Source organism: Pectobacterium jejuense (genome assembly GCF_026800125.1).
In the GTDB taxonomy this organism is placed as follows: Bacteria; Pseudomonadota; Gammaproteobacteria; order Enterobacterales; family Enterobacteriaceae; genus Pectobacterium; species Pectobacterium jejuense.
The window spans coordinates 521,476-533,849 of sequence record NZ_JAPQKX010000002.1; the positions used below are offsets into that span (position 1 = coordinate 521,476).

The window sequence follows — 12,374 nt, forward strand, 5'->3', positions numbered from 1 at the left end:
GTATCCGGCTGGCTATACCCGTTTACCCCGTCATACCTCAAGCTGCCTGTGCATTCGCGTTTCTGCAACCTGAATGGTTCAGGGATATCTGGTGTCAATGCGGCTATTGTTGCCCCTTTCCACCGAGCGTGGGTATATATTAGCATTGTTGTAACAAAAGAATATTTTATTTAAAAATCAAAGCATTGATATTCAATTCTTTACAAAGCAGAGCCAGCATAAAATTTAATGGGAAATAAATATACGGGACGAATTCTGAAATATCAGCGAGTTAATAAATCTGCCAAAAAACAATAACCTGCCGTTGGTAAAAATCAGTAAATGAAAAAACAAAAAAGCGCTGGACGTTTTTTCCGTCACAGCGCTTTTTTATACTTCAGGAAAGCAGAAAACAGGGAAGAAAATTAAAGCAGTGCGGCGGCGTGCGCACGAATCGCGCGCAGCATCGCCTCAAGCCCCTGAGAGCGGGATGGCGTCAGGTGTTGATTCAACGCCAGCGATTCGAAGAATGGCCGCACATCTAGTTCAACAATCTCCTGCGCTGTCAGCCCCTGATACAGACTGAAAACCACCGCAATCAGCCCTTTCACGATGGCGGCATCGCTGTCGCCGTGTAGGGTGATAATGCCCTGTTCATCGGGCTGGGTCACAATCCAAACCTGGCTTTGGCACCCCGAAATCAGGTTATCTGGATTACGCCACTCGTCGGGCAGAGGGTCAAGACGCTCCCCTAACTCGATGACATAAAGATATTTTTCTTCCCAATCATTACAGCGCGCAAAGTTGCGCGCCAGTTTCTGCGGTTCTGGCAGACTCGCCATGTTTTCCTCCCCGAACAGATCCGCGCGCGGCGCTTAACTGCCCAGCAATCGATGGATACGTTGCAATCCGGCAACCAGCCGGTCAATTTCTTCGCGTGTAGTATAAACGGCCAGCGAAGCGCGGCACATACTCGGAACACCGTAGTATTCCATCAGCGGCATCGCGCAATGGTGGCCGGTGCGAATCGCAATACCGTACCGATCGAGGAAACTTCCAACGTCATAGGCGTGGTGCTGCCCAAGATTAAACGCAATCACACCGTGGCGTTCAGCAGGCCCGTATAGCGTCAAATCGGACACCTGCGTGAGCGCTTCGAGCGCATACTGCATCAGAGAGGATTCATAACGCTGAATCTCTTCACGCCCCAGCGACGTCACATAGTCCAGTGCGGCGCCTAAGCCCATGATGCCGCCCGTATTCGGCGAACCGGCTTCAAAGCGCCACGGCGAGTCAGCATAGGTGGTGCCCGTACGCAGGCTAACCTGACGAATCATCGCCCCGCCGCCTTCCCATGGCGGCATGGCCTGAAGCAGGTCACGTTTGCCATACAGCACGCCAATACCCGAAGGGCCGTAGATTTTATGTCCTGAAAAGACAAAGAAATCACAGTCCAGATCCTGCACATCGACCGTCTGATGCATAATCGACTGCGCACCATCGACCAACGTAACCGCGCCAGCCGCTTTTGCCTGTGCGATCATGGCCTTAACTGGGTTTAGGGCACCGAGTACGTTAGAGATCTGCGTCACCGCCAGCAGGCGAGTACGCTCGTCCAACAAGCCGGGAAGCTTTGCGACATCCAGCGAGCCATCTTCGGCCAGCGGCAATACGCGAACCTCAGCGCCACGCGCTTCCGCCAGCATCTGCCAGGGAACGATATTCGCATGGTGTTCCATCTCGGTGATGATCAGGTTGTCGCCCGGCTGGATAAAGGTGCGGCCATAGCTGTTAGCCACCAGATTGATGGCCTCTGTCGTCCCGCGGACAAAAACGATCTCTTCCACTGAGGCCGCATTGATAAAGGAGGCGACCTTCTCGCGAACGGCTTCCATCGCGCTGGTCGCCTGTGCGCTCAGCGTGTGAATACCGCGATGCACTGCGGCATATTCATGGCGATAGAATTCGGCTTCGCGATCGATAACCGCGTGCGGTTTTTGCGCACTCGCGGCGCTATCAAGATAGGCTAACGGCTGACCGTTAACCTCACTTGCCAGCAACGGGAAATCGGCACGAACCCGTTCAATAGGATAACTCATCATACCGCCTTGCCGGCATTCGCCAGCGCGTTTGGCAAACGCTGCGCGATACGTTCCAGAACCACATCTCGCAGAGACTCGTTTTCAATCGCTTCTGTGACTTCCGCCGCAAAGGCGAAGATGATCATCTGTTGCGCATCCTGCTGCGTAATACCACGAGAACGCAGATAGAACAGCTGCTCTTCGTCCATACGACCGATGGTAGCGCCGTGGCTGCATTTCACGTCGTCTGCGTAGATTTCCAACTGCGGCTTGGTATCAACCTCAGCCAGTCGACCCAGCAGCAGGTTATTGTTAGTCATCTGTCCGTCAGTTTTCAGCGCATGCGGCGCAACTTTGATCATGCCGTTAAACACCGCTCTGGCGCGATCGTTGACGATGACTTTATGCAACTGGCGGCTTTCGCCATAGCCCTGATTGTGTTCCAGATACGTGCGCGTATCGCACACTTCGCTACCAACCGGCAGGATCAGGCTGTTCATGGACAGATTAGTGCCTTCGCCGTTCAACTGCGCGCTGGTGTTATGACGCGTCAGACCCGCACCCAGCAAGAAGCTGTGGCTACGAACCCGAGCATCACGTGCCAGCACCAGATCGTTGTGCGCGAAGTGGTAGCCTGCCGCCGCTTCAAAGGCCAGCTTATAGTGGCTAACCTGGCTATTTTCCGCCGCATTCACCGTCAGGCGTGCGCCAGTAAAGTGCGCATGCTCATCCAGACTGACGTAGTGCTCGATAATTTCCGCACTCGCGCCACGTTCAACGTTCAGGTGATGACGATGGTGAACCGTGTTCAACGCGGCTTCCTGACTGCTGCTAATGTGCAACAGGTAAAGCGGTTTTTCCGCCTGCTGCCCGGCAGCCAGACGAATCAGCGTACTGGTGCTAGCCAGACTTTCGGTCAGGTGCAGGAACACTTCGGACTGGATGGCCGCAGGCAGCACGCCATGCGCACGCGACGCCTGTACGTCAACCTGATAAGGGCCCCAGGCGCTGTCGCTGAGTTCGGCGTTGAATACGCCATCGACAAACACCAGACGCCAGCTATCTACGGCTAAGGCCAAGGCGTCTACCGCTGCACGATCGAGAGACGGTGCCTGGGGTGCGACAAATTCGTTGCTCAGCAAGCCATCCAGCGGCGTATATTTCCAGTGCTCGTGCTTACGGTGCGGTAAGCCAAGGCGCACCACGTCCTGCCAGTGCTGGTTCGCCCCTTCAGAACGGCGCGACGCATCGCGTTCAAACAGACTATGCCATTGCTGCAGCGCCTGCTCTTGTTTCTGTGCGATGCTGGTTTTACCCGTCGCATTATCGCTCGTCTTATTGCTCGTCGGTAAGCCAGCCATAGCCTTGCTCCTCCAACTGTTTCACCAGCGAGAAATCACCGGATTTCACAATACGACCCTGATACAGAACGTGGACGTGATCCGGTTTGATGTAATCAAGAATACGCTGGTAGTGCGTGACGATGATGAACGAACGTTTGCCGTCGCGTAGGGAGTTGACGCCGTTAGAGACGATTTTCAGTGCATCGATGTCCAGACCGGAGTCGGTTTCATCCAGAATGCACAGATCTGGCTCCAGCGCCGCCATCTGCAGAATGTCGTTACGCTTCTTCTCACCGCCGGAAAAGCCCACGTTGACCGAACGGGTCAGCAAATCTTCTGGCATATTCAACAGCGCGATCTTTTCTTCGATAAAGTCGGCGAAGTCAAAGCGATCCAGCGGTTCCTGCTCGCGGTATTTGCGCACCGCGTTAACGGAGGTTTGCAGGAAGAATTGGTTGCTAACGCCGGGGATCTCGACAGGGTACTGGAACGCCATAAAGACGCCTTCGCCCGCACGATCTTCTGGGGACAATTCCAGCAGATCTTTCCCTTTGAAGTTCACCGAACCGTCGGTCACTTCATATTCTTCGCGTCCAGCCAGCGTCGCGGAGAGCGTACTTTTTCCTGAGCCATTCGGGCCCATAATCGCGTGAACTTCACCCGGCTTAATGGTGAGATTAAGCCCTTTGATGATCTCTTTGCCTTCTACGCTGACTTTTAAATTTTCGATGCTTAACATGCTTATTCCTTCCAACGCCCAATGTGGCGAGCGCTTAATGAATTCCGGGACCGATGATTCTCATTATTCTCTGTGAAAATCCCGGTAACCGCCGAATTAACCCACGCTGTGTTCCAGGCTAATCGCCAGTAACTTTTGTGCTTCTACCGCAAATTCCAACGGCAATTCAGAGAAGACGTCCTTACAGAATCCGTTCACGATCATCGAGATGGCGTCATCTTCGCTGATACCGCGTTGCAGACAGTAGAACAGCTGGTCTTCACCAATTTTCGAGGTCGTCGCTTCGTGCTCCAGCTGCGCGGTATTGTTGCGCACTTCCACGTATGGGAAGGTGTGTGCGCCGCACTCGCTGCCGATCAGCATAGAGTCACACTGGGTGAAGTTACGGGCGTTGGTCGCGCTCGGCATGATCTTCACCAGACCACGGTAGGTGTTCTCACTGCGTCCGGCGGAAATCCCTTTAGAGATGATGGTCGAACGGGTGTTTTTACCGATGTGGATCATCTTGGTGCCGGTATCGGCCTGCTGGCGACCGTTGGTCAACGCAACAGAGAAGAACTCGCCGACGGAGTAGTCACCGCGCAGAATAACGCTCGGGTATTTCCAGGTGATCGCGGAGCCAGTTTCTGACTGCGTCCATGACATTTTTGAATGCTCGCCTGCACACAGCGCGCGCTTGGTCACGAAGTTCAGAATACCGCCTTCGGCGTCATCTTTACCGGAGAACCAGTTCTGCACCGTGGAGTATTTCACTTCGGCATTCTTGTTGATGATGACTTCCACCACCGCAGCGTGCAGCTGGTAGGTGTCACGAACCGGCGCGGAGCAGCCTTCGATGTAGCTAACGTAGCTGTCATCATCGGCGATCAGGATCGTACGCTCGAACTGACCGGTTTTCGCCGCGTTGATGCGGAAATACGTCGACAGTTCCATCGGGCAGCGCACGCCTTTCGGGATGTACACAAACGTGCCGTCAGAGGCGACCGCCGAGTTCAGCGCCGCAAAGAAGTTATCGTTCGCTGGGACGACCGTACCGAGATACTGACGCACCAGATCGGGATGCTCCTGAATCGCCTCGCTGAATGAGCAGAAGATAATGCCTTTTTCAGCCAGCTCATGCCGATACGTGGTCGCAACAGAGACGGAGTCGAAAATCGCATCGACCGCCACTTTCTTGCCTTCACGGACAGGAACACCCAGCTGATTAAACGCATTCTCTACTTCGCTGGTCAGGTAATTATTCACGTCCGTAATCCCGGATTGCTGCTTGGCGCCGGGCTCAGAGCCGCAGCTGTCGTCGCAGTTACCGCAGGAAGGCGCGGAATAATAGCTATAGTCCTGATAGTCCAGTTTCTCGTAATGGGCTTTCAGCCAATGCGGTTCTTCCATCTCCAGCCACGCTTTGTAGGCGTTGAGACGGAATTCCAGCATCCACTCAGGTTCGTTACGCTTCGCCGAGATCGCCCGTACGACATCTTCGTTGATGCCGTGCGCCAGCTCATCGGTTTCCAACTGCGTGAAGAAACCTTCTTTATAGCGTCCATCACCCATCCAGATCTGGACATCATCAGGTACATCTACCGTGCTACGTGCCATAATTTTTCATCACTTAAATGCCAAAGCTTTCGCCACATCCACAAGCATGCTGCGCTCTGGGATTATTAAACTTGAATATCTGATTCAGCCCTTCGCGGACGAAATCAAGTTCTGTGCCGTCAATGAAAGGCATCGCCTTCAATGGGACATACAGTTTTGCACCATCACGTTCGAACACCAGATCGTCGGTCTCGAACTCCTGTACCAGATCCAGCACATAGCCAAATCCCGCACAGCCTGATTGTTTAACGCCGAGCCGTAGTCCCTGCACGGCTTCATCCTGCTTCATCAGATTCTTAATCTGCTTCACGGCGCTGTCGGTCAGCGTCAATCCTTGCCAGACATTTTCATCCAGTGAAAACGTCCCTACATTTTCCGCTTGCATATGGAATACCTCATTGCGTGTGGTACCAGTTTTAGGCTGGTTTCCCCTAATGTTAGTGATAATGAAACTAGCTTCAACCTCTTGTTTCGCAGGGCTATTCGTAACATTTCGGTTTTTAGCGAGCCAATAGCGCTATTTTACACGTCTCTGACGCACCAAACAACGTGGCAACAAATCAACTAACCAACTGATAATAAATGAATTAATAACATCACCCCTGTCCCTTTCGGGGAGGTAAAATTTATCATCTCGTTATCATTATTATAACATTTATCGGCGATACCTATTTGTAAAACAGGGAAGGTATATGAAGATTTATGTGATTTCCGATCGGACTTTTGACGTTAAAGCACATTTTACCCATTGATCATGTCCTTTTTTAACAATATGATAATGATTATCATTTCATATTCAGGATCGATAACCATGCTTTCCGTGAATGCCTGGCTGCACCACCAAATTGACGAATATAAATTTCAGATTCGCGATGCCACCGTTGATTTCTATATGGCGGAAGCTCGCCTGAACCGTTCGGGAAGCAATATTGACCATTTACGTCGCTATCATAACGCCTGTATGGACATGGTTGAACTCTGTCTGAGAAATGGCGATGACGACAGCTATCTGCATGCGCTGGTCAAGCTGCACAATCGGTTGATTAAAGAGATTAATAATGAAGGGCGTTGCCACCTGTTTCGCGTGCAAAGCTACTACTTTGCCCGTAACACGCTGAAGTCGATTTGCCATCAGTTAAGCATGCAGGGCTCATGGGATAAAGCCACCGCGTTTCAGACCGACTTCGTTAAGCGTGTGCCGTTTCTCCCTTGAAGAGCAACGAAACCAGACCGGCCAGCAATCTGGTTTCGTGCTTCATGTTTACGGCGTAATGACCGACGTCGTCAGACGTGAAATGCAGCACAGGCGATTTTGGTCATCAAAAATCTCAATCTGCCACACCTGACTACGGCGGCCAACGTGAAGCGCACGACACACGCCACGCACTTCCCCTTCACGCACGGCTCGCAGATGGTTGGCATTAATTTCAAGCCCCACCACCTGCTGATCGCCTTCAGAACACAGATAACCCGCGACGGAACCCAGCGATTCCGCCAGCACAACAGATGCACCGCCGTGCAATAAGCCAAACGGCTGACGCGTGCGAGAATCTACCGGCATCACCGCTTCCAGAGAATCCTCCGCGATATGGGTATAGCGGATACCGACATGACCCACCATACACGTTTGGTTCGGTTCATTAAGCTGCTCAAGCGTAACCTGTCGTTTCCATAGCATCAGATAATCTCCAGCAAGGCCTGTAGCGGATGCCGCAATGCGCTGCCTTCCATGCGTTTCACCTGACTGCGACACGAATAGCCGGTAGTCAGGCAGCGTTTCTGCGGTAACTTCTGCAACACCTGCTGCCACGACAGCGCATAGATTCCCTGCGAGTTGGCAAGGTTCTTGGTTTCATGCCCGTAGGTTCCCGCCATGCCGCAACATCCGACGCTGACATTCTCCAGTTTGGCACCAAAGCGCGAGAAAATGTCGGACCACTGTTTGGTGCTGATCGGCAGCGCCGTCGTTTCCGTACAGTGCCCCAGCAAATACCAGGATTCGCCAGTGGCAGGCTGCGGCGTGCTATCTGCCAATGCCGTCACTAGCCATTCATGCACCAGCTGCACCTGAAAATCGCCACGCTTATCGCCCAAAATCTCACGGTATTCGTCGCGATAACACAACACCAGCGCCGGATCGACGCCCACCATAGGCATCCCTAATTTAGCGACGCGGTTCAGGAAATCTGCCGTCTTCGAGGCCGTTTTGGCAAAGCGTTGCAGGAAGCCTTTAATGTGTTGCGCCTTCCCGTTCGGCGAGAACGGCAACAGCACCGGTTTCAGCTTCAGCTTTTCGATCAGATGGACGAAATCGGCCACCACCTGCGCATCGTAATAGCTGGTAAACGGATCCTGCACGATGAGCACGTACTGCTGGCGCGCCGCTTCCGGCAACTGTTCCAGTTGTTCAAGTGTGGTGTTGACGCCACTGTGTCCGGCAAACTGCTGGCGCAGCGACGGCGATGACAGCAGAGGCAAATCGACCATGCCGATCTGGCTGCGGCTCAGGTTATTCAGCAGCGGCATTTTCAGGAAGAAGTTAAACGTCTTCGGGCTGCGCGCCATCAGCGGCGCATAACTTTCGACACCGGCGACCAAATAGTCACGCACCGGACGCAGATAGCGCGTGTGATAAAGTTGCAGGAAGCGAGAGCGGAAACCGGGCACGTCAATCTTGATAGGGCACTGCGTTGAGCAGGCTTTACACGCCAGACAGCCTGACATCGCGTCTTTGACTTCGTGCGAGAAATCGTAATCCCCTTGCTTCGCCTGCCAGGTATTGCGGGTCTTCTGGATAAAGGCGCGCAGGCTCAGCTTTTGCTGCGGCAACGCTTTTTCCAGCGCTACGGGATCGACGCCCTGCTCCGCCAGCAGGCGTAACCATTCACGCACCAGCGTCGCCCGGCCTTTCGGTGAATGAATACGGTTGCCGCTGATTTTCATCGACGGGCACATTGGGCTACGGGCATCAAAGTTAAAGCACAGCCCATTGCCGTTACATTCCATCGCGCCACGAAACGCCGTGCGCACCGTCAGCGGGATCGTGCGGTCGAACGTGCCGCGCTTGACCGCATCGACTTTCATCATCGGCGCATCCACGTCCAGCGGCGCACAAATCTTCCCGGGATTAAGTCGGTTATCAGGATCGAACGCGGCCTTGATACGGCGCAGCTCGGCATACAGCTCCGGTCCAAAGAATTCAGGGCTGTATTCGGCGCGGAAGCCTTTACCGTGCTCTCCCCACAGCAGGCCACCATATTTAGCCGTCAGCGCAACAATCTGGTCGGAAAGCTGTTTCATCAGCATTTCCTGTTGCGGGTCGCACATATCCAGCGCCGGACGAACGTGTAGCACTCCGGCATCGACGTGGCCGAACATGCCATACGTCAGATTATGGCTGTCCAGCAGCGCACGGAATTCTTCGATGTAATCGGCCAGATGCTGTGGCGGCACGCAGGTATCTTCCGCGAACGGAATCGGCTTCGCTTGCCCTTTGCTGTTACCCAGCAGCCCGACGGCTTTTTTCCGCATGGCATAAATACGCTCGATGCCGGCCAGGTCGTTACAGGTTTGGTAACCAATCACCCCACCTTCTCCGTTTGCCAGCAGCGTATCCAGCCGCTGACAGAGCGCGTCGACCTGCCCGTTAATTAGTGCTTCATCATCACCCGCAAACTCAACGATATTCAGACCGAGCATTTCCTGATTAGGCACATCGGTAATCAGTTCGCTAACGGAATGCCAAACGATATCTTCGCGGGCAAGGTTTAAGACTTTGGAATCCACGGTTTCAACGGACAACGCCTTCGCTTCCACCATGAACGGCGCATTGCGCAACGCGGAGTTGAAGGAGTCGTATTTGATATTGACCAGACGGCGGCTCTTCGGCAGCGGCGTGATATCGAGCTTCGCTTCGGTGATAAACGCCAGCGTGCCTTCAGCGCCGGTCAGAATACGCGTCAGGTCAAAGGTCTGGAGATCGTCGCTGAACACATGACGCAGGTCATAACCCGTCAGAAAACGATTCAGCTTAGGGAATTTGTCGATAATCAACGCACGCTGTTCGCGACAGCGGTGCAGCACCGTATGGTAAATACGGCCGATGGCGGAATCTTCTAACGCCAGTTTCTCTGCCAGCTCTACCGGCATAGCCTGCGTATCCAGCATTTCGCCGCCCAGCAGGACCACACGTAGCCCCAGCACATGGTCTGAGGTTTTACCGTACACCAGCGAACCCTGCCCTGATGCATCGGTATTGATCATGCCGCCCAGCGTCGCCCGGTTACTGGTCGAGAGCTCGGGGGCAAAGAAGTAACCATAAGGCTTCAGGTATTGGTTAAGCTGATCTTTAATGACGCCAGCTTCGACGCGCACCCAGCCTTGCTCAGGATTAATCTCCAGAATGCGGTTCATATAACGCGACATATCGACCACGATGCCGCGATTCAGCGCCTGCCCGTTCGTTCCTGTCCCGCCACCGCGTGGAGTAAAGGTCAGCCCTGAAAAACGCGCCTCGCCCGCCAGCCGCGAGAGAATCGCGACATCGGCGGTTGAGCGGGGGAAAACCACCGCATCCGGTAAAAGTTGATAGATGCTGTTATCCGTTGCCATCGTCAGACGATCAGCGTAATTCGTCGCCGTATCGCCCGTGAATCCATTTTTCTTCAATGCTTCCAGAAAATTAAGCACCGGCTGGACCAGCCCGGGAGATTGCGTGATCTGTGGGATCATTATTTTTTGACCCTGTCCGTACATGATGTGTTTGCCAATATGTCGTGATATGCCTGTGAAGAGCCGGATATAGCCGCTCTGTCATCGGGGACATCACGTTTTATCACATTTCGCAATCGTGTGCGCTCCCGGATCGGCAAAAACATACAGCGTGTTGGCTAATGGCTGTTTCACCAACAAAATGTTCAACAGGCTGTCAAAACCCTCGGAAATATCTCATGATGACGGATGACTACATGGTTTCACCCAAGCGACCTCGCCTAAGCCCTTTCTTTTGCTATTGAGGAATGATTCATTGAGCAAATATTCCCAGCCACCACGATTTGATCTGGCCAGAATCCTGTTCAGTCTGGTGTTTATTACCATCATGATTATTGCCTGTTTTTGGGTGGTACAGCCTTTTATTCTGGGATTCGCCTGGGCATGTATGGTGGTCATTGCCACCTGGCCGATGCTGATTAAATTTCAGGCGCTATTATGGGGGAGACGTTCTCTGGCCGTGCTCGTTATGACGCTGCTGCTAATTCTGCTATTTATTGTCCCGATTGCCGTTCTTGTGAGTAGCGTGGTGGAGAACAGTTCAGCGCTAATGAGTTGGGGAGCCAGACAGGAAAACTTTTCGCCGCCAACGTTGGAGTGGCTGACGTCCATTCCTTTAGTCGGTGAGAAATTATTCAACAGCTGGCAGGCACTGTTGCAAAGCGGCGGCAGCGGTTTGTTCGCCAAGGTGCAACCCTATTTTGGTAAAACCGCAACCTGGCTGGTTGCACAGGCAGCGCATGTTGGGCGTTTTCTGATGCACTGTTCCCTGATGCTTATTTTCAGCGCCCTGCTCTATTACAAGGGTGAAGCCGTTGCGAAGGCCGTGCGACATTTCGCTATCCGGCTGGGACAGGAGCGCGGCGATGCCGCAGTGATTCTGGCAGCGCAGTCAATTCGTGCCGTCGCGCTGGGCGTGGTGGTAACGGCCATCGTGCAATCGGTATTAGGCGGAATTGGTCTGGGGCTGTCTGGGATTCCTTACACCACGCTATTAACCGTGCTGATGTTTCTGTGTTGTCTGGCACAGTTAGGGCCGCTTCCGGTATTGATTCCTGCCATTATCTGGCTGTATTGGACGGGCGATAACACCTGGGGCACCATTTTGCTGGTCTGGAGCTGCGTCGTTGGCACCATCGATAACGTTATCCGCCCGGTATTAATCAAAATGGGTGCCGATCTTCCTATGTTGCTGATTCTTTCTGGCGTGATTGGCGGATTGCTGGCATTTGGCATGATAGGGATATTTATTGGCCCGGTCGTCCTCGCCGTTTCCTATCGTCTGCTGTTTGCCTGGATGCGTGAAATCCCCGAGCCGCAAAACATCCTTTCCGTTAATACGTCTAACACGCCAGATAAAGAGTAAGACCGACAGTCACCGTTTTCTCTTCCCGTGGGCGGTACGCCGCCCACACATTCCCTCTCTCAGCATCGCGCCTTCGGCACTTTTTCGTGCATGACTTTGACACTATTTTTCGGCGCTATCATTCCCTTACTTTTTCAATAGGTAAAAATAGCTAATGATTAACCCTCTGTTCTTGGGGATTAGTCCTAAAAATTTTGATATCATTTCTCTAATGCATCAATATTATTGACAATAAAAAAACTCTGAGGGGCCAACTCTTAAAAGATAATTAACTATTAGGATGATTCTTAATGACTGAATAGGGCATAATCCATAGGATAAATACCGGAGCTAGTATTAACCTACTGTTTGTCAATGAGGTTTCCTCCTCGTCAGAGTTAGTAACGAATTGCTGTGTGTAGTCTTTGCCCATCCCCTGAGATGGGCATTTTTTTTCCTTTCATTTGTCTTCCATTCAATTACGCTTCATCCCTTTTTTGTTACTCTCCTGTCTGCCTACC

Annotated in this window: 10 protein-coding genes and 1 other RNA gene; 3 read left to right on the top strand and 8 right to left on the bottom strand. The window is 52.8% G+C overall.

What is annotated here, in order from left to right; all coding sequences use genetic code 11:
• Positions 1 to 404: 404 nt before the first annotated feature.
• The 6 genes from sufE to sufA form a co-directional block, all read right to left on the bottom strand.
• On the bottom strand, positions 405 to 821 hold the full coding sequence (gene sufE / locus NXT09_RS05830; RefSeq protein ID WP_103860441.1) for a cysteine desulfuration protein SufE: 417 nt from the start codon (positions 819 to 821) through the stop codon (positions 405 to 407).
• Between the two features lie 33 nt (positions 822 to 854).
• Positions 855 to 2,078: a cysteine desulfurase SufS gene (sufS, locus tag NXT09_RS05835; RefSeq protein WP_268579197.1), complete on the bottom strand. Its 1,224-nt coding sequence runs from the start codon at positions 2,076 to 2,078 to the stop codon at positions 855 to 857.
• Entirely contained in the window at positions 2,078 to 3,421 is a 1,344-nt protein-coding gene (gene sufD / locus NXT09_RS05840; RefSeq protein WP_268579119.1) for a Fe-S cluster assembly protein SufD, read from the bottom strand. Before sufD ends, sufS begins: the two co-directional genes overlap by 1 nt.
• Positions 3,396 to 4,142 carry a Fe-S cluster assembly ATPase SufC gene (sufC, locus tag NXT09_RS05845; RefSeq protein ID WP_205554472.1) on the bottom strand — a complete coding sequence of 249 codons (747 nt, stop codon included), beginning with the start codon at positions 4,140 to 4,142 and terminating at the stop codon, positions 3,396 to 3,398. The genes sufD and sufC overlap by 26 nt, the downstream gene beginning before the upstream one ends.
• 96 nt (positions 4,143 to 4,238) lie before the next feature.
• Positions 4,239 to 5,738 (bottom strand): Fe-S cluster assembly protein SufB, encoded by a 1,500-nt coding sequence (gene sufB / locus NXT09_RS05850; RefSeq protein WP_010297791.1) that lies wholly within the window; start codon positions 5,736 to 5,738, stop codon positions 4,239 to 4,241.
• A gap of 13 nt (positions 5,739 to 5,751) precedes the next feature.
• Positions 5,752 to 6,123: a Fe-S cluster assembly scaffold SufA gene (gene sufA / locus NXT09_RS05855; protein WP_005970398.1), complete on the bottom strand. Its 372-nt coding sequence runs from the start codon at positions 6,121 to 6,123 to the stop codon at positions 5,752 to 5,754.
• A 426-nt stretch (positions 6,124 to 6,549) separates the two neighbouring features.
• Between sufA and NXT09_RS05860 the strand changes: the two genes are divergently transcribed.
• Positions 6,550 to 6,951, top strand: coding sequence for a hypothetical protein (locus tag NXT09_RS05860; protein ID WP_205554474.1), 402 nt, complete (start codon positions 6,550 to 6,552; stop codon positions 6,949 to 6,951).
• A gap of 48 nt (positions 6,952 to 6,999) precedes the next feature.
• Here the strand turns inward: NXT09_RS05860 and menI are convergent, their stop codons facing one another.
• The gene (gene menI / locus NXT09_RS05865) at positions 7,000 to 7,416 is read right to left on the bottom strand and encodes a 1,4-dihydroxy-2-naphthoyl-CoA hydrolase (protein ID WP_268579120.1); all 417 of its coding nucleotides are present in this window, start codon (positions 7,414 to 7,416) and stop codon (positions 7,000 to 7,002) included.
• A complete protein-coding gene (gene ydiJ, locus NXT09_RS05870; RefSeq protein WP_268579121.1) occupies positions 7,416 to 10,469 on the bottom strand; it encodes a D-2-hydroxyglutarate dehydrogenase YdiJ in 3,054 nt (1,017 codons plus the stop codon). Before ydiJ ends, menI begins: the two co-directional genes overlap by 1 nt.
• 295 nt (positions 10,470 to 10,764) lie before the next feature.
• Here ydiJ and ydiK point away from each other — a divergent pair, with 295 nt between their 5' ends.
• Together ydiK and rprA are read left to right on the top strand one after the other, a co-directional pair.
• Positions 10,765 to 11,874: an AI-2E family transporter YdiK gene (ydiK, locus tag NXT09_RS05875; protein ID WP_205554478.1), complete on the top strand. Its 1,110-nt coding sequence runs from the start codon at positions 10,765 to 10,767 to the stop codon at positions 11,872 to 11,874.
• 324 nt (positions 11,875 to 12,198) lie between these two features.
• Positions 12,199 to 12,310: antisense sRNA RprA (gene rprA, locus NXT09_RS05880), an RNA gene on the top strand.
• Positions 12,311 to 12,374 lie beyond the last annotated feature (64 nt).